General features: G+C 64.7%; 18 protein-coding genes. 8 read left to right on the top strand and 10 right to left on the bottom strand.

The annotated features are described in order from the left end of the window. Positions 1 to 26: 26 nt before the first annotated feature. On the top strand, positions 27 to 1064 hold the full coding sequence (gene trpS / locus FOS14_RS01300) for a tryptophan--tRNA ligase (protein WP_143768444.1): 1038 nt from the start codon (positions 27 to 29) through the stop codon (positions 1062 to 1064). 6 nt (positions 1065 to 1070) lie between these two features. Next, on the top strand, positions 1071 to 2084 hold the full coding sequence (yhjD, locus tag FOS14_RS01295) for an inner membrane protein YhjD (protein ID WP_143768443.1): 1014 nt from the start codon (positions 1071 to 1073) through the stop codon (positions 2082 to 2084). Here the strand turns inward: yhjD and FOS14_RS01290 are convergent. Continuing rightward, positions 2081 to 3400, bottom strand: a complete 1320-nt coding sequence (locus FOS14_RS01290; RefSeq protein WP_143768442.1) for a D-alanyl-D-alanine carboxypeptidase family protein — start codon at positions 3398 to 3400, stop codon at positions 2081 to 2083. The genes yhjD and FOS14_RS01290 overlap by 4 nt on opposite strands. Positions 3401 to 3585: 185 nt before the next feature. Between FOS14_RS01290 and FOS14_RS01285 the strand changes: the two genes are divergently transcribed. Beyond that, a complete protein-coding gene (locus FOS14_RS01285) occupies positions 3586 to 5100 on the top strand; it encodes an MFS transporter (protein ID WP_143768441.1) in 1515 nt (504 codons plus the stop codon). Continuing rightward, entirely contained in the window at positions 5090 to 5734 is a 645-nt protein-coding gene (locus FOS14_RS01280) for a TetR family transcriptional regulator (RefSeq protein WP_143768440.1), read from the top strand. Before FOS14_RS01285 ends, FOS14_RS01280 begins: the two co-directional genes overlap by 11 nt. Here the strand turns inward: FOS14_RS01280 and FOS14_RS01275 are convergent. From FOS14_RS01275 to sdhC, 4 genes are all read right to left on the bottom strand, one after another. Further along, complete coding sequence (locus FOS14_RS01275) at positions 5698 to 6408, bottom strand: succinate dehydrogenase iron-sulfur subunit (protein ID WP_255450010.1); 711 nt, start codon at positions 6406 to 6408, stop codon at positions 5698 to 5700. The two genes, FOS14_RS01280 and FOS14_RS01275, sit on opposite strands and share 37 nt — an antisense overlap. An 89-nt stretch (positions 6409 to 6497) precedes the next feature. Then, entirely contained in the window at positions 6498 to 8249 is a 1752-nt protein-coding gene (gene sdhA, locus FOS14_RS01270; RefSeq protein WP_185981572.1) for a succinate dehydrogenase flavoprotein subunit, read from the bottom strand. Between the two features lie 44 nt (positions 8250 to 8293). After that, on the bottom strand, positions 8294 to 8743 hold the full coding sequence (locus FOS14_RS01265; protein WP_143768437.1) for a succinate dehydrogenase hydrophobic membrane anchor subunit: 450 nt from the start codon (positions 8741 to 8743) through the stop codon (positions 8294 to 8296). A 1-nt stretch (position 8744) separates the two neighbouring features. Beyond that, positions 8745 to 9161, bottom strand: coding sequence for a succinate dehydrogenase, cytochrome b556 subunit (gene sdhC / locus FOS14_RS01260; RefSeq protein WP_143768436.1), 417 nt, complete (start codon positions 9159 to 9161; stop codon positions 8745 to 8747). Between the two features lie 294 nt (positions 9162 to 9455). Here sdhC and FOS14_RS01255 point away from each other — a divergent pair, with 294 nt between their 5' ends. The 3 genes from FOS14_RS01255 to FOS14_RS01245 are packed head-to-tail and all read left to right on the top strand — an operon-like array spanning position 9456 to position 12266. Continuing rightward, a complete protein-coding gene (locus FOS14_RS01255; RefSeq protein WP_143768435.1) occupies positions 9456 to 9854 on the top strand; it encodes a cytidine deaminase in 399 nt (132 codons plus the stop codon). After that, positions 9851 to 11146, top strand: a complete 1296-nt coding sequence (locus tag FOS14_RS01250) for a thymidine phosphorylase (RefSeq protein ID WP_143768434.1) — start codon at positions 9851 to 9853, stop codon at positions 11144 to 11146. The genes FOS14_RS01255 and FOS14_RS01250 overlap by 4 nt, the downstream gene beginning before the upstream one ends. Positions 11147 to 11165: 19 nt before the next feature. After that, positions 11166 to 12266: an adenosine deaminase gene (locus FOS14_RS01245; protein ID WP_143768433.1), complete on the top strand. Its 1101-nt coding sequence runs from the start codon at positions 11166 to 11168 to the stop codon at positions 12264 to 12266. On the opposite strand, the gene FOS14_RS01240 is transcribed toward FOS14_RS01245, so the two are convergent. From FOS14_RS01240 to FOS14_RS01220, 5 genes are read right to left on the bottom strand one after another with little or no spacing between them, the layout of a single operon-like run. Continuing rightward, positions 12263 to 13534, bottom strand: coding sequence for a primosomal protein (locus FOS14_RS01240; RefSeq protein WP_143768432.1), 1272 nt, complete (start codon positions 13532 to 13534; stop codon positions 12263 to 12265). The two genes, FOS14_RS01245 and FOS14_RS01240, sit on opposite strands and share 4 nt — an antisense overlap. An 11-nt stretch (positions 13535 to 13545) precedes the next feature. Further along, on the bottom strand, positions 13546 to 13929 hold the full coding sequence (locus FOS14_RS01235) for a YbaB/EbfC family nucleoid-associated protein (protein ID WP_143768431.1): 384 nt from the start codon (positions 13927 to 13929) through the stop codon (positions 13546 to 13548). Continuing rightward, positions 13926 to 14216, bottom strand: a complete 291-nt coding sequence (locus tag FOS14_RS01230) for a hypothetical protein (protein ID WP_143768430.1) — start codon at positions 14214 to 14216, stop codon at positions 13926 to 13928. The genes FOS14_RS01235 and FOS14_RS01230 overlap by 4 nt, the downstream gene beginning before the upstream one ends. A gap of 3 nt (positions 14217 to 14219) precedes the next feature. After that, the gene (locus FOS14_RS01225) at positions 14220 to 15371 is read right to left on the bottom strand and encodes a C40 family peptidase (RefSeq protein ID WP_370512145.1); all 1152 of its coding nucleotides are present in this window, start codon (positions 15369 to 15371) and stop codon (positions 14220 to 14222) included. Then, positions 15371 to 15682 (bottom strand): type VII secretion target, encoded by a 312-nt coding sequence (locus FOS14_RS01220; RefSeq protein WP_143768428.1) that lies wholly within the window; start codon positions 15680 to 15682, stop codon positions 15371 to 15373. The genes FOS14_RS01225 and FOS14_RS01220 overlap by 1 nt, the downstream gene beginning before the upstream one ends. Before the next feature lie 93 nt (positions 15683 to 15775). On the opposite strand from FOS14_RS01220, the gene upp reads away from it, so the two are divergent. Then, positions 15776 to 16399 (top strand): uracil phosphoribosyltransferase, encoded by a 624-nt coding sequence (gene upp, locus FOS14_RS01215; protein ID WP_143768427.1) that lies wholly within the window; start codon positions 15776 to 15778, stop codon positions 16397 to 16399. Positions 16400 to 16408: the final 9 nt, after the last annotated feature.

The following is a 16408-nucleotide window of genomic DNA, read 5'->3' as shown; positions in this document are numbered from 1 at the left end:
CGGTTGGCGTGGAAAGATCGGAAACCATGCCCGCCCCTTCTTCGCCTGTCGCTGCCGCAACCAAGCAGCGCGTGCTCTCCGGAATCCAGCCGACCGCCGACTCCTTCCATCTCGGCAATCTGCTCGGTGCGATCAGGTCCTGGGTGGCGCTGCAAGATGACTTCGACGCCTTCTACTTCATTCCGGATCTGCACGCGATCACGGTCGCTTATGACCCGAAGGTGCTGGCCAAGCGCACCAAAATTGCTGTGGCGCAGCTGCTGGCGCTCGGCATCGATCCCGACCGGGCCACCATCTTCGTACAGAGCCACGTGCCCGAACACGCCGAACTCACCTGGGTGCTGAGCTGCTTGACCGGGTTCGGTGAAGCCAGCCGGATGACGCAATTCAAGGACAAGGCGCAAAAGCAGGGCAGTGAGAACGCGAGCGTCGGGCTGTTCACCTACCCGGTTCTGATGGCCGCCGACATCCTGCTCTACCGTCCGCATCTCGTGCCGGTTGGCGAGGACCAGCGTCAGCACCTCGAACTCACCCGCGACCTGGCCCAGCGGTTCAACAGCCGGTACAAGAAGACCTTCCTCATCCCGGAGGCTTACATCCCCAAGGACACGGCCAAGATTTACGACCTGCAGGATCCGACGTCGAAGATGAGCAAGTCGGCGGCCACCGAGTCGGGTTTGATCAGCCTGCTCGACGACCCGAAGATTTCGGCCAAAAAAATACGCTCGGCAGTTACAGATACCGGACGTGAAATTCGCTTCGATCCCGAAAACAAACCCGGAGTCAGCAATCTTCTGGTGATATTGGGTGCGTTGACCAACCAGCCGGTCGCGGATTTGGAGCAAAACTACGTAGGAAAGGGTTACGGCGATCTGAAGTCGGACGTCGCCGACGCGCTCACCGAGTTCGTCACTCCGCTGCAGGGCCGCGTCGCCGAGTACATGGACGATCAGGGGGAGCTCGAACGGATTCTCGCGATCGGCGCGCAAAAGGCGCGCGAAGTCGCCTCCGGAACCCTCGCCGCCGTATACGACAGGGTCGGGTTCCTCGCTCCGAAAGGATGATGAACCATTCCCGACATCAAGGGCATTCTGCAGCAGCAACGGCAGGAGCGACCCTGGCTCGATCATCTCTTGCGGGCCGGGTCGCGCTACCAGAACCGCCGCGGTGATTATTTCGCTGCGGGCATCACGTACTTCACGGTGCTGTCGTTGTTTCCGCTGCTCATGGTCGGATTCGCGGTGGCCGGTTTCGTGCTGGCCCGGGACCAGAGCTTGCTGCACACCGCGCAGCACAAGATCAGCGACAGCGTGCCCGGATCGATGGGCAAGCAGCTCAACGACCTGGTCGACCAGGCCATTTCGTCGCGGACCGGCGTCGGTGTCATCGGCTTGGTCGGTGGGCTCTATTCCGGCCTGGGCTGGATGGCGAACCTGCGCGCCGCGCTGACCGAGCAGTGGGAGCAAAAGCACAAGCAGGGCAACTTCATCGTCACAAAGCTGTCCGACCTCGGCGCCTTGATCGGCCTCTTGTTGGCGCTGGTGGTCTCGATCGGGCTCTCGGCGATCAGTGCGGGGGCAATCACCAAGCGATTGCTCGCGATCGTGCACCTCGACAACGCTCCGGGAATTTCGGTGCTACTCAAGGCGATCTCCATTGCGCTGGCGATCGCCGCCTCCTGGGCGCTGTTCGTGTGGGTGATCGCCAGGCTGCCTCGCGAGCCGGTCACTCTCGCGAGTGCCGCCCGCGCAGCCCTGCTCGCGGCAGTAGTGTTCGAGGTGTTCAAGCAGGTCGCCAAGGTTTATCTGCAGTCGGTGCTGACCAGTCCGGCTGGAGCGGTATTCGGCCCGATCGTCGGCATCATGGTGTTCAGCTTCTTCACCTCGCGGATCATTCTCTTCGCGACGGCATGGGCGGCCACGTCACCAGACAATCTCGCTCTCGCCTACACCCCGCCACCGGATGCGGCGATCATCGCGCCACGGGTCGATGCGCGCGGTTCGGTTGCCGGGGCGGTGGCGGTTTTTGCGGCCGGGATGCTGGCCGCGCTCGGTCTTGCGGGTGTGCTGAACAGGCGCCGCTAGCTACGTCGGCTGGCCGAGCGCCAGGCCCAGCCGATTAACAGTGCCACGACGATGATCCCGCCGATCACGACCAGTGCCTTGACCCCGCCTACCTTGTCCAGATCGCTTTCGGCATGCGACGTGCTGCCCGGCGCCGAATTCTGGGCCGGGGCAGCCAACGTCACATCGCCGCTGGCTTCCGGGGTCGGAACTCCCGCTGTCTCGGCGCTGTCGCTGGAATTCGGGTCGACCAGTTGGCCGACTGAATCCTTGGACGGCAGCGAGAATCCCCAGTCCAGCAACCGGGCGGCCTGTTCCCACGGTCGGATGGGCAGCACATCGGCTTTGAGCAGGACTATGCCGAGTCGGCGGCCATTTCGTTCCGCGCCCGCCACAAAGGTCTGCCTTGCGTCGTCGGTGTAACCGGTTTTGCCGCCGAGTGCGCCGTCGTAGTTGTACAGCAGGTGATTGTCGTTGCCGATCGGGAAGCCGGGATGCGGTTTGTCTCCGGGAATCCGCGGATCCGGCGGATAGCCCGGAAACTGAATCTGCTCGGTGTGAATGATCTCGGCGAATTTCGGGATCTTCATGGCGGCGCGGAAGAACAGCGCCATGTCGTACGCGGACACCGACATGCCCGGTCCGTCGAGGCCCGATGGGGTCGCCGCACGCGTGTCGAGCGCGCCGAGTTGCTTTGCCTCGGCGTTCATCTTCGCCACCGTGGCCGCGTCCCCACCGAGTTGTGCGGCGATGGCATGCGCCGCGTCGTTGCCGGAAGCCATCAGGAGCGCGTGCATCAACTGGTCGTTGGTGTACTTGCCGCCCGGCCCGATACCGACGCGGGTGCCGTCCATGTCGGCGTCGGCCGTGGTTCCGGTGACGACTGTGTTCATGTCTAGCTCGCGAAGCGCAACGAGCGACAGCAAAATCTTGATGCAGCTGGCTGGCCGATACCGCCCGTGCGGATCCTTGGTGCCGAGAATCTGGCCGCTGTCGAGATCGAACAACGCCCACGCGGTGGCAGAGATGTCAGCGGGTAACGGCGGCGCGCCAGCCGGCGTGATGACGCCACAACCGCCCAGTTCTTCGCCGCCGACCGGCTTGTCCGGAACCGGCACCGGCGACGGGCTGGTCTGGCCGGGCGAGGGCACTTCGGAGGAGTCGATGGGCTTCGGCGGCACCATCCGATTGGGACAACTGTCGGTGTTCGGCGTGCTGAACGGCGTGCTGGTGGCCGCGGTCGGTTCCGCCGCCGCTGGCGCGCCAGTGAGCGCGAGCATTCCGGCCACGAGGGCAGCTGCAACGAATGCGGGAGCAGCACCGCGGAAGATTTTCATCGGATTCGCAGCGTATTCCACCGCGAATCGATCAGCCAAAGAAACGCCGAAAGCTCGGTTCGCCGTTACGGTTTCGTCCGATTCGGCCCGTTTCTGTCGACGATTGTGGAGGCGGGATGCTCTTGACATCGAGACTAAACTGATAGTGACTATCAAATAGAGCTTACTGCCGTAAGGATCCCTCGATGTCGATCGCAAGTAGGGACCGCCGCCGCTGGTTTGCGCTCGGTGCGCTGGCTTTGGCGATGCTGACCATCGGACTCGACGTCACAGTCCTGACAGTGGCGTTGCCTACTCTCGCCGCCGATCTCGGCGCGAATAATTCACAACTGCAATGGTTCAGCAGTGCGTACACCCTGGTGCTGGCGGCGGCGATGCTGCCAGCGGGCGCCTTGGGGGATAGGTACGGCCGCAAGAAGCTACTGCTCGGCGCACTGGCGCTGTTCGGAGCCGCTTCGCTTGCCTGCAGTTACGCCGGCGACTCCGGTCAGTTGATTCTCGCCCGAGCGGTGCTCGGACTTGCGGCCGCGACGATGATCCCGCTCTCGATGGCGGTTCTGCCGGTGCTCTTCGGCGACCCAGACGAGCGCTCACGCGCGCTGACGATCTGGGTGACCTCGACTGCTATCGGCCTCCCGTTAGGGCCGATCCTGGGTGGCTGGCTGCTGGACAACTTTTGGTGGGGTTCGGTCTTTCTCATCAATGTGCCGTTGGTTGTCGTCGGGGCGGTCGCGGTTGCGGTACTGGTCCCGGAATCGCGAACGGTCGATCCGCATCGACCGGACTACTGCGGCGCGGTTGCGTCCTCGATCGGGTTGCTCGGCCTCACTTACGGCTTCATCGAGGCTGGCCAGCGCGGGTGGGGGAGCGGGATATCCTGGCTCGCAATCGTTTCCGGGACTGCGATGCTCGCTGCGTTTGCGGTATGGGAGCGTAGGGCGAAGTATCCGCTGATCGATGTAAACCTGTTCCGCGCGCGGGGGTTTCGGTGGGGTACCGCGTTTACCACGTTGGTCAACTTCGGCATGTTCGGGCTGTTTTTCACGGTGCCGCAATACTTTCAGGCGGTTCTCGGCGTCGACGCACTTGGCAGTGGATTGCGGTTACTGCCGCTTATCGGCGGGTTGATCATCGGTATCCGGATCGTGGACGTGCTACTCCGCAGCGCGGGCCCCCGCCCAGCGCTCGTCGTGGGTTTTGCGCTGTTGGCCGCGGCTTTGGCGCTTGGCGCGACGACTTCTGTGGGTCCGCCCTATTGGTTTGTCGCCGGATGGATCGCGTTGGTCGGCGCCGGAATGGGCATGGTGATGCCGGCCGTGATGGGGGTGGCGATCGACGAGTTGTCAGTACAGCGCGCTGGCTCGGGCTCGGCGCTGATTCAAGCGTTGCGACAGGCCGGGGGCACGATCGGTGTGGCCATCCTCGGCACTGTCCTGGCCACGCGCTATCGTTCGCAACTGGGCGGATTGAACTCGGAACCCATCAGCGATGGCGTCAACGCGGGCGTAGCGGTAGCCAAGGCGGCACACGATCCGGCGATGCTCGAACACGTTCAGGCGTCGTTCATGTCCGGGATGAGCCTGATGCTGTGGGTGTGCACCGGAAGCTGCGCATTAGCGGCGGTGCTGGCCATCCGCGCCGCACCGCGCGCCCGCGATCGGCAGGACAGTGATGCGTCACAATCGGTGCATGTCGGTTGACGAGCCAAAAGCGGTCCGGCCCGGACTGCGCGAGCGAAAAAAGGCGCGTACCCGGGCGACCATCCGCAGCGTTGCGTTTCGACTCTTCGGGGAGCAGGGCTACGCCGAAACCACGATCGAGCAGATCGCCGACGAGTCCGAAGTCTCGCCCAGCACCTTCTTTCGGTACTTCCCGACCAAAGAGGCGCTGGTTCTCACCGACGACCTGGACCTGCTGATTCTCGAAGCCTTCGAGCGGCAACCCGAGGATGTGCCCGTGCTCACCGCGTTCCGCCAGGCGGTCGAGCAGGTCTACGAGCATCTTCCCGCCGCTGATCGCGAGTTCGAGCGTGAGCGGCAGCAGTTGCTGTATGCGGTGCCCGAACTGAAGCGCGCCGTAATGCAACAGGTAGCGGCAAGCGTCGACATGATGGCGGACATGGTCGCGCGGCGCTGCGACCGCGAACCGGACGACCTGGAAGTCCGCGCGCTCGCCGGAGCCATGATCGGCGCCGTGCTCGGTGTCATGGATACCGCACCCGGCGACATGCAGCGGGCGATGCGCGCGATGCGCTACGTCGAGGAGGGCCTGCCGCTGGGACAGGCCGTCCCTGCGACTCAGCGGGTGAACAGCAGCGCGCGCTTGACTTCCTGAATCGCCTGCGTCACCTCGATGCCGCGCGGGCAAGCGTCCGTGCAGTTGAAAGTCGTGCGGCAGCGCCACACGCCTTCGGCGTCGTTGAGGATATTCAGACGCTCGGCCGCGCCCTCGTCCCGGCTGTCGAAGATGAACCGGTGGGCGTTGACGATCGCCGCCGGCCCGAAGTAGCTGCCGTCGTTCCAGAAGACCGGACACGATGTCGTGCAGCAGGCACACAGGATGCACTTGGTGGTGTCATCGAAGCGGTGCCGGTCCTGGGCGGACTGGATCCGCTCGCGGGTGGGCTCATTGCCGGTGGTGATCAGGAACGGCTTGACCGCGCGATAGGCGTCGAAGAACGGCTCCATGTCGACGACCAGGTCCTTTTCCACGGGCAAGCCGCGGATCGGTTCGACCGTCATGGTCAGCGGCTTATTGTCCTTCGGCAGCATGTCGCGCATAAGCACCTTGCAGGCCAACCGGTTGACGCCGTTGATTCGCATGGCGTCGGAGCCGCAAACACCGTGCGCGCAAGACCGCCGGAACGTCAGCGTGCCGTCGAGGTAGGACTTGATGTAGATGAGCACGTTCAAGAAGCGGTCCGTGGGCAGGCACGGAACCTGGAAGCTGTCCCAGTGCGCGCCGAGGTCGTTGTCCGGGTTGAACCGCGCGACCTTGACCGTGATCATCACGGAGCCTTCCGGAACCGGAAGCGGCTTGGTCGGCTTGCTTCCGGCCGATGCTTCAGTATTTGCAGAAGTGGCGGCAGTCGTCGACATCAGTACTTACGCTCCATCGGCTCGTAGCGGGTCTGCACCACCGGCTTGAAGTCGAGGCGGATGTCCGACACCAGGTCGGTCCCCTCCTTGTACGCCATGGTGTGACGCATGAAGTTGACATCGTCGCGGTTCGGGTAGTCCTCGCGCGCGTGGCCGCCGCGGGTTTCCTTGCGGTTGAGCGCGCCCACCACGGTCACTTCGGCCAGTTCCAGCAGGAAGCCCAGCTCGACGGCCTCGAGCAGGTCGCTGTTGAATCGCTTCCCCTTGTCCTGCACCGTGATTCGGCTGTAACGCTCCTTCAGCGCGTGAATGTCCTTGAGCGCCTGCTTGAGCGTGTCCTCGGTGCGGAACACCGAAGCGTTGTTGTCCATGCTGCGCTGCAGCGCCGTGCGAATATCGGCCGGTCGCTCGTCGCCGTGTTCGGACAGGATGAGCTTGAGCCAATCCTGAACCATGGCGGCAGGCTTGTCCGGCATGTCGACGAAGTCGTGCCGTTCGGCGTATTCGGCGGCCGCTATGCCGGCACGCCGGCCAAACACGTTGATGTCCAGCAGCGAGTTGGTGCCCAACCGGTTGGCGCCGTGCACGGACACGCACGCGCATTCGCCGGCGGCATAGAGGCCGTAGACGATGTCCTTGTTGTTGCGCAGCACTTCGCCGTGAATGCGGGTGGGGATGCCGCCCATCACGTAGTGGCAGGTGGGGAAGACCGGCACGAGTTCGGTGACCGGGTCCACGCCGAGGTAGGTGCGGGCGAACTCGGTGATGTCGGGCAGCTTCTCCTCGAGGACGTCCTCACCGAGGTGGGTGACATCGATGTAGACGTAGTCCTTGTCCGGCCCGGCCCCGCGGCCCTCCAACACCTCGAGGACCATCGAACGCGCGACGATGTCTCGTGGTGCGAGGTCCTTGATGGTGGGGGCGTAGCGCTCCATGAACCGTTCGCCGTCGGCATTGCGCAGGATGCCGCCCTCGCCGCGCACGGCCTCGGAAATGAGAATGCCCAATCCCGCCAGCCCTGTCGGGTGGAACTGGTGGAACTCCATGTCTTCCAGCGGCAGGCCCTTGCGGAACACGATCGCCATGCCGTCGCCGGTCAGCGTGTGTGCGTTGGAGGTCGTCTTGTACATCCGGCCCGAGCCGCCCGTGGCGAACACGATCGACTTGGCATGGAAGACATGCAGATCACCGGTGGCCAGTTCGTAGGCGACCACACCGGTGGCGACCGGCCCGCGGTCGGTCTGTGTGATGGCGATGTCGAGAACGTAGTACTCGTTGAAGAACTGCACGTCGTGCTTGACGCAGTTCTGATACAGCGTCTGCAGAATCATGTGGCCGGTGCGGTCAGCCGCGTAACAGGCCCGGCGGACCGGCGCCTTGCCATGGTCACGGGTGTGGCCACCGAAGCGGCGCTGGTCGATCCGGCCCTCCGGTGTGCGGTTGAACGGCAGACCCATCTTTTCCAGGTCCAGCACCGCGTCGATGGCCTCCTTGGCCATGATCTCCGCCGCATCCTGGTCGACCAGGTAGTCGCCGCCCTTGACGGTGTCGAAGGTGTGCCACTCCCAGTTGTCTTCCTCGACGTTGGCCAGCGCGGCGCACATACCGCCCTGGGCGGCGCCGGTGTGGCTACGCGTGGGATAGAGCTTGGTCAGCACCGCGGTACGCACCCGGGGCGCGGACTCGAGGGCGGCGCGCATGCCGGCACCGCCCGCGCCGACGATCACGACGTCGTAGCGATGCTCGTGCACGGGCCGTCCGGCAACACTGCTGTCAGACATGAAGTTTTGCTCCCCTAATTCGAGATGTTGGGGTCGAACGTGAAGATCACGTAGGTGCCCAGACCCATGATGAGAATCATCGAGATGGCCAACAGCGTGTTGAGCCAGAAGCGGGTGGAATCTTTGCGCGAGTAGTCCGCGATCACCGTGCGCAGGCCGTTACCGCCGTGCAGCTGTGCCAGCCACAGCATCAACAGGTCCCAGCACTGCCAGAAGGGGCTCGACCAGCGGCCGGCGACGAAGGCGAAGTTCACGCGGTGCACGCCGTTGTCGAGGATCAACATGATGAACATGTGGCCGAGGACAAGCACGATGAGTGCGAGTCCCGAGAACCGCATGAATATCCAGGCATACAGTTCGAAGTTGGTTTTCGCGGGCCGGCGCGGCGAACGGGGGTTGTCCAGGCTGGCCGGGCGGTCGTAGGAGCGAGCCATGACCTTTGCCGGGGTCTTCACCTCGGTCATGTCAGTTCCCCCTTGCGAAGATCTGGTAGAGGATGCGGCCCGCGCCAGGAATCATGACGACAACCCAAATAGCGAGGATGATCCACAGCATCAGGCGCTGGTACCGGGGACCCTTCGACCAGAAGTCGACCAGCATCACCCGCACGCCGTTGAGGCCGTGGTAGAGCACGCACGCCACGAGTGCGAGTTCCATCAGACCGACGACCGGGTTCTTGTAGGTGGCGACGACGTCGTTGTAGGTCTCCGGACTGACCCGCACCAGCGCGGTGTCGAGAACGTGGACGAAAAGGAAGAAGAACACCGTGACGCCGGTGATCCGGTGCAGAACCCAGGACCACATTCCTGGATCGCCGCGATAGATCGACCGCGTCGTGTCTCTCGTGGGCGCCGCGGTCGCCGCTTCCGTCGTGGAACTCATCGAGTGCTGTGCCTCCAACATCGTTGATGGACGCGGTTTCGTGTTTGCGCCGGGCCGGGACGGAGCGCTGGTGAGTGGCCTGGCGATGTCCAGACCGCATGCCTTTGCGCCGACGCGACGAAAACCTCAACCGAGTTGTGGTGAACTCTAAACCCCCGATAATCAGGGAAGTAGGTGGAGTTGCCGGTTTTTGTGCCGCATCCTGTTTTCTTAGGATTGCCTTGCCAAACTATTTAGGTCTGGCAGCGAACAATGCAGTGCCGGTTTCTACGGTGTCGAACAAAGGATCCGCAGATGGCGGAAATTGACTGGAAAGCGTTGCGAGACAGCGCATACGACGTCATGCAGCGAGCTTATGCGCCGTATTCGTCGTTCCCTGTCGGCGCCGCTGCGCTCGTCGACGACGGCCGAATTGTCGTGGGCTGCAATGTGGAAAATGTCTCATACGGTTTGACGCTGTGCGCGGAATGCGTACTTGTCGGTAACTTGCACGCCGGCGGTGGCGGGCGGCTCGTCGCGCTGAGTTGTTGCAACGTCGACGGCGAGACTCTGATGCCGTGCGGGAGGTGTCGACAACTCCTGCTCGAACACGGGGGTGCCGACATGCTGATCGACACGACCGGCGACGCGCGCCGGTTGGCCGACCTACTTCCCGACGCCTTCGGTCCCGACGATCTGGGCCACATTCGATGAGTGGTCTCGACGCCGTCTCGATCATCACCGCCAAGCGCGATGGGCGCGCCCTCACGGATGCCCAGATCGACTGGATCGTTGCGGGATTCACGGCGGGTCGCGTGCCGGACGAACAGATGGCCGCGCTGTTGATGGCGATCGTGTTTCGAGGCCTCGATCGAGCCGAGACTTCCCGGTGGACGGCGGCGATGATCGATTCCGGCTCGCGACTTGATTTCTCCGATCTGCCGCGGCCGACCGTGGACAAGCATTCGACGGGCGGGGTGGGCGACAAGATCACCCTGCCGCTCACGCCGCTGGTGGCTGCATGTGGTGCGGCCGTACCACAATTGTCCGGACGTGCGCTCGGCCACACCGGTGGCACGCTCGACAAGCTCGAAGCCATTCCCGGCTGGCGAGCTCAGCTTTCGTCCGCGCGGATGCGCGAAATCCTCGCGGACCCGGACGTGTCTGCGGTGATCTGCGCGGCCGGCGATGACCTCGCTCCCGCAGACAAGCGCATCTACGCGCTGCGGGATGTCACCGGGACGGTCGAATCGATTCCACTGCTGGCCAGTTCGATCATGAGCAAGAAGATCGCCGAGGGCACTGCCGCCTTGGTTCTCGACGTAAAGGTCGGCAGCGGCGCCTTCCTGAAGGAGCTGTCGCAGTCGCGGGAGCTCGCGCGGGTCATGGTGGAACTTGGCGCCGATGCGGGAGTGCACACGGTCGCGTTGCTCACCGACATGCAGACCCCACTCGGCCGCACGGCGGGCAACGCACTGGAAGTCGCGGAGGCCGTGGAGGTGCTGGCCGGCGGCGGACCGGCCGACGTTGTCGAGCTCACGCTGGCGCTTGCGCGGGAGATGCTCGCCCTTGCCGGCATCGATGCGATTGACCCGGCTGACGCGCTCGCTGACGGCCGGGCCATGGACCGTTGGCGCTCGATGATTCGCGCCCAGGGCGGGGATCCGGACGCCGCGCTACCGATTGCCCGCCACGTCGAGCAACTTTGCGCGCAAGACAGCGGCGTGCTGAGGCGGCTCGACGCCATGGCGGTGGGCGTGGCCGCGCGGCACCTCGGGGCTGGGCGCGCGCGCCAGGGTGACCCGGTGCAACCCGCGGCCGGCATCGACATTCACGTCAAGCCCGGTGAACGGGTGGTGGCCGGCCAACCGGTGCTGAGCCTGCATACCGATACACCGGCCGCCCTTTCCGCGGCCTGCGCGGCGCTGGAGGACGCATGGGACATCGCCAGCCCCGGGACCGCCGTGCCCGCATCGTCTCTGGTTATCGACCGGGTCGAGGCCTGAGGCGGCTACCGTCGAGAACATGGAGTATGTCGGCCCGGCCCCGCTCGATCTCGCTTCGATACGGCAAGCGCCGAAGGCATTGCTGCACGATCATCTCGACGGCGGCCTGCGTCCTGCCACGGTCATCGAACTCGCCGACACAGTCGGCTACAACCGGCTGCCAGTAACTGAGGAGGCGGGTCTCGCGGACTGGTTTCACATCTCCGCGGACAGTGGATCGTTGGAGCGCTATCTGGAAACCTTCGCGCACACGGTTGCCGTCATGCAGACCGGCGATGCGTTGGAGCGGGTCGCTCGCGAATGCGCGGAAGACCTGGCTGCGGACGGCGTGGTCTACGCAGAGGTGCGATTTGCGCCCGAACTTCATTTGGAGAAGGGTCTTTCACTCGACGAAGTCGTCGAGCATGTGCTGGCCGGATTTCGGGACGGCGCGGCCGACGCCGCGGCCGGGGGACGACCGATCCGGCTGGTGTGCCTGCTCACTGCTATGCGGCACGCCGCACGCTCGCGCGAGATCGCCGAGCTGGCGGTGCGATTTCGGGACCGTGGGGTGGTGGGTTTCGACATTGCCGGCGCCGAGGCCGGCTATCCGCCCAGCCGGCACCTCGACGCATTCGAGTACATGCGAGCCAGCAACGCGCGGTTCACGATTCATGCGGGCGAGGCGTTCGGCCTACCCTCGATCCACGAAGCCATCGCATTTTGCGGGGCTGACCGACTCGGCCACGGCGTGCGAATCATGGACGACATCAGCGTATTCGACGATGGCTCGGCAGACTTGGGCTTGGTCGCCAATTATGTTCGCGACAAACGAATTCCACTCGAGTTGTGCCCGAGTTCCAACGTCCAGACCGGTGCGGCGCCGAGCATTGCCGAGCATCCGTTCGACAAGCTGGCGAGTCTGCGCTTTCGCGTGACGGTGAACACCGATAACCGGCTCATGAGCAATACCAGCATGAGCAACGAGATGCTCGAACTCATAAAGGCTTTCAGCTACGGCTGGAGCGATCTGGAACGCTTCACCATCAATGCGATGAAGTCGGCGTTCATTCCGTTTCCCGAGCGACTGCAGATCATCGACGATGTCATCAAGCCCGGGTTTGCCGTCCTGCTCGGCTAGCGCTTGCGCATGCGGGCCTCGAATTGAGCTTCGAGGTCGCGCCACGCCTGTGCCTCGTCATTGTAGGGCGGGCTCGGCGCCAGGCGACTTGCGTCGGGGCTGAGCACATAGGAGACGTACCAGCCGAGCGGTGTGGACTTTGCCAGTGCCCGTTCGGTTGTCGGATCATCGGCGAAATCTGCAGCATCGGTGAACAATTCGACGGCGAGGTCGAGTTGCTCGGCATCGACCGAGTCCGGTCCCGCAGCCAAATCGTCGGCAATTCCGGTAAGCACGTAGACGTTTTCATCGGTGACGTCGATCTCGAGCGAACCGTCGGTGGCTGCGGTCTGCACGTCTTCGTAGGTGCTGACGCTGGCGAGTTCGTGATCGTGGTGGTCGACGAGGTAGCGCGCGAGCGCCCGGTCGGAGCTGAAGATCGAAATAGATCCGTTGGCACCCAAAAAGATCGGGTCGTCGTCGAGGTAGCAGCGCAGGGTGAAGTAAGTGCCCTCGTCGGTGATGATCTTGATCGGGTCGATGCCGACCTCATGCCAGAAGGATTCTTCTTCCTCGTCGGCTTCCGCCTCTTCGGTGTCGTCCTCATCCGCTTCGAGATCGACCGGCTCGAAGTCCGACTCCTCCTCGGCCGCGTCGGCGGCATCGTCGGCCTCGACCGTATTTTCATCCGCGGCAAGCAGTTCCGCCTCGGCGATTTCGACCGCTGCGGAATCGACGTCAGGCGTTTCCACGATCGCGTCGATCGCGTCGAGGACGGTGTCCCAGCCCTTGGCCACCGCGGCCCCGATCTGGTCCCACAACGCTTCTCCGTCCCGTCCGGCGAATGCTCGCAGGCCGCTGGCCAGCGCACCGAGAATCGGGTGGGCGCCGAAGAACTTGATCACGGCCTCGAGTTCGCAGACTTCGCCGATGTTGCGGACCATCGCCAGGGTTTCTTCGAGTTCTGCGATGGTGTCCGCATCGGGGTCGCCGGCGGCCAGTTCGGGCACTCCGACCAGGTCGAAACAGTGGTCTTCGGACGGTTCGAGCTCGCTGGCCGACAGGGCGACGACCACGGCCCATGCCGGGTGGTCGACGAGGTCATTGTCGTCGTTGGTGCGGATGAAAGCCGCCAGCTCGGCAACGGATTCGAAGCCGTACAGCGAGTCCTCATGGCCTAGAAAGGCCTCCCACTCGTCGTCGCCCTCCCGCCAGCGTGGTGCCCACAGTGTCACCAGATCGCCGTCGGTGAGGCCGAGCTCGATGGGGACGATGTCGCCGGATGCCATGGTCGCCAAGCCTAACGAGACGCAGTTTCGATCTCTATTCCTCCCTCGACCCGTACAGCGACCGATGCTGTGACCTTGCCCACCGGTGTGGCGAACGACTGAATGTTCGCCATGCAGTTCGCGACGATCGCGGAACGCTGACCGTTTGCCGCCGCGGCCGCGCGGTGGGCGGCCTCGATGATGAGCGCGCCAACGCCGTCCGGGTCCGACTCGGTGATCGACTCGTCGAGCCAGAGGCCGCACAGCGCACCGTGCGAATCGACCTCCGCGGTAACTGCGCCATTTCCAGTGGTGCACCGGGTGCGCACTGCGCGAAGCTGCTCCTGGGCTGCCGCCAGCGACTCCCGTGCCGATTCGGCGCTGTCGATGAGGGTCTGCATAGAGGCGGTCGTCATGCTCGCTGCATCCAGGTCGCGGGCGCGATGTCGTGGCTGCAGGCCTCGTTCGGGAGGCCGAGGCGATCCAGCACGTCAGCTGGCACGCCCGCGCGTGCGAGCAGCACGCGTTTGCGGGCCGCGGCCGCCGCCGCTGCGTGTTCGCAAAGGCGCGTCACCTCCGCCGCAAGGGACTCCGCGCCGTACCGCAGCTCGCGCCTGTCGATTCGCACCGCTACGGGTAGGCCAGCTTCGGTGGCCTCGACGGTGATCGTGTTCGCCCGGTTGCGGGCAGTGGCACTCAGCATCGCTCACTCCGTTGGTCTGAAGAATCCATAGAAGTCCATCCCCAGGTTTTCGGTTCGGATCGGGCCGACCTGGACCGGATCGCCAGCCTCGACAAGCTGGCCGTTTCCGATGACCATGGCCACGTGGCCGTCCCATACCGCCAGGTCACCGGGCATGACGTCGCGGGGGTCGATCTGCGTATGCCCGGCTCCCTGTTCCTGCGCCAGCCTGGGCAGATCCACGCCGGCCTCGTGGTAGGCGTATTGCGTCAACCCGCTGCAATCGAGGCCCTGTCCGGGCGTGGTTCCACCCCACACATAGGGAACGCCTTGCTGACTCAGAGCCGCACGGACGGCGGCTGCGGCTCGTTCGTTGGGGGCGGTCGCGGTGCTCCCATCCGGGAGCGTGACTTGTATCCCCTCTCCGTTCAGTCGGTGCTCGCCAGGGCCAGCGCCGCGAGGCGTCCTGTCCGGCGGCGCAGCGATGCGGCCGCGAGGACTGCTGTAGAGCGACGATCGGCCGCCCGACGCGAAGGCCCCAACCGGCTGCGCCGCCGACTCGGCGAACGCGTGCCCGAATCGGGTCGCGGCGTCGGCGACAGCGCGAAATGGCTGAGCCGAGGCCGGCGCGGTGGCAGCCGGTGCAGTTGCCTCGGCGGGTGCAGGTGTGTCGATCTGGGGCAGGGCCGTGATCTCGGAGGTATGGGTGGCAAGCTGGCCGCGCACCCGGGCCACCACCGCCAACGCCCGATTCAGGTGTTCGATCGCTGCACTCAGGATCATCAGTTCGCCCGGTGGCGTGAGCAGCGCCGGACCGGCGGCAGCCGCGATGGCGAGGAACGACTGCAGGATGCCTTCGAGCTCGGCATTCCCTGCTTGCACGTCCGCCGCCGCACGCTGCATCACGGCTGCGAGCGCGTTGCCTCGGTCTGCGATCTGTGCGGCAGTCTGCTGGGCGGCAGCGGCTTTCGCTATAGCCGCGTCCGCCGCCGCACCAGACCAGCTGGTGCCGAGCGCGGCAACCGCGGACTGGCCGAGTCCGTGCACGGCATCCACCGCAACGGACGACGCCCGCAGGCCGGCCGCGGGATCGATTTCTGCGCCGCCGGCAAGAAGTCCGGTGCCGAAGCCTTGTAGAAGATCAACCATCGGTTGCGCTAGGAGAGCTGGATCCATCACGCCCACACCCCGCCAACGTGGTCAGCGTTGCTGGCGTCGGTGTGCAGATACTCTGCCGTGGCCGCGTCCGCAGCGGCAGAAAGACTTTCCTGCACGACGGCGAGGCGCTGAAGAGACTGGATGTGCGCCGCGTGAGCACTCGCGAATGCAGCGACGAAATCCTGGCCAATCAGGCCGAAAACCGGTCCGAGTAGCCCCACGTCGGCCGCCGCTGCACTGTTACCGGCAGCAGTGAGTTCGACACCCAGCCTGCTGGCGGCGGCGCTGTATTCGGCTAGGCCTGGCGTGTGCACCCACAGCTCGCTCATCGGCGCCTTTCGCCTCGATATTGCGCTTTCAAACACTTCGACGCGGCCGCCGCGTGATCGGTTCCACGGCTTTGTCCGGGCTATTGTTCGACCATGCAGACGCAGGTGGTTTCCCATCCGCTCGTTGCGGCGCTGCTCACCCTGTTGCGCGACGAGCGGTCTGACAACGCAACGTTTCGTGCCGCGTTGCGTGAGTTGACTCGCATGCTCATTTACGAAGCCATCAGGGATGCACCGGTGGCCGAATTCCCGATCACGACGCCCGTCGGTGGCACCATCGGCTTCCGAATCGCGCAGCCACCGCTATTGGTGCCGGTCCTGCGCGCTGGGCTCGGGATGGTCGAAATGGCGAGCGCGCTGATCCCGCAATCGCGCGTCGGGTTCGTCGGGATGGCGCGCGACGAGGAAACGCACCTTCCGGTGCCCTACATGGAGTCATTGCCGCCGGACCTGTCGGAGGTTCCGGTGTACGTGCTGGATCCGATGCTGGCCACGGGTGGCTCGATGAAGCACACCGTCGATCTGATCGCCTCTCGCGGGGCCACGGACGTCACTGCAGTCTGCGTGGTTGCCGCGCCGGAAGGGCTTGCAGCAGTGTCGGAATGCCCTGCTTTGCAGCGGGTCGTCGTTGCCAGCATCGACGAGGGACTCAACGAAAACGCCTTTATTGTGCCCGGTTTGGGGGATGCCGGGGATCGGCAGTTCGGGCCGCGCTGAGGGAATTGG

It is taken from the genome of Skermania sp. ID1734 (assembly GCF_007489285.1).
Lineage (GTDB): Bacteria > Actinomycetota > Actinomycetes > Mycobacteriales > Mycobacteriaceae > ID1734.
Note: the sequence above shows the minus strand (reverse complement) of the source record. Positions and strands in the feature narration are given on the sequence as shown.

Coding starts and splice junctions, on each gene's coding strand:
- trpS (WP_143768444.1), top strand. CDS start 27: ATGCCCGCCCCTTCTTCGCCTGTCGCTGCCGCAACCAAGCAGCGCGTG.
- FOS14_RS01290 (WP_143768442.1), bottom strand. CDS start 3,400: ATGAAAATCTTCCGCGGTGCTGCTCCCGCATTCGTTGCAGCTGCCCTC.
- FOS14_RS01285 (WP_143768441.1), top strand. CDS start 3,586: ATGTCGATCGCAAGTAGGGACCGCCGCCGCTGGTTTGCGCTCGGTGCG.
- FOS14_RS01280 (WP_143768440.1), top strand. CDS start 5,090: ATGTCGGTTGACGAGCCAAAAGCGGTCCGGCCCGGACTGCGCGAGCGA.
- FOS14_RS01275 (WP_255450010.1), bottom strand. CDS start 6,408: ATGATCACGGTCAAGGTCGCGCGGTTCAACCCGGACAACGACCTCGGC.
- FOS14_RS01265 (WP_143768437.1), bottom strand. CDS start 8,743: ATGACCGAGGTGAAGACCCCGGCAAAGGTCATGGCTCGCTCCTACGAC.
- sdhC (WP_143768436.1), bottom strand. CDS start 9,161: ATGAGTTCCACGACGGAAGCGGCGACCGCGGCGCCCACGAGAGACACG.
- FOS14_RS01255 (WP_143768435.1), top strand. CDS start 9,456: ATGGCGGAAATTGACTGGAAAGCGTTGCGAGACAGCGCATACGACGTC.
- FOS14_RS01250 (WP_143768434.1), top strand. CDS start 9,851: ATGAGTGGTCTCGACGCCGTCTCGATCATCACCGCCAAGCGCGATGGG.
- FOS14_RS01245 (WP_143768433.1), top strand. CDS start 11,166: ATGGAGTATGTCGGCCCGGCCCCGCTCGATCTCGCTTCGATACGGCAA.
- FOS14_RS01240 (WP_143768432.1), bottom strand. CDS start 13,534: ATGGCATCCGGCGACATCGTCCCCATCGAGCTCGGCCTCACCGACGGC.
- FOS14_RS01235 (WP_143768431.1), bottom strand. CDS start 13,929: ATGACGACCGCCTCTATGCAGACCCTCATCGACAGCGCCGAATCGGCA.
- FOS14_RS01230 (WP_143768430.1), bottom strand. CDS start 14,216: ATGCTGAGTGCCACTGCCCGCAACCGGGCGAACACGATCACCGTCGAG.
- FOS14_RS01225 (WP_370512145.1), bottom strand. CDS start 15,371: ATGGATCCAGCTCTCCTAGCGCAACCGATGGTTGATCTTCTACAAGGC.
- FOS14_RS01220 (WP_143768428.1), bottom strand. CDS start 15,682: ATGAGCGAGCTGTGGGTGCACACGCCAGGCCTAGCCGAATACAGCGCC.
- upp (WP_143768427.1), top strand. CDS start 15,776: ATGCAGACGCAGGTGGTTTCCCATCCGCTCGTTGCGGCGCTGCTCACC.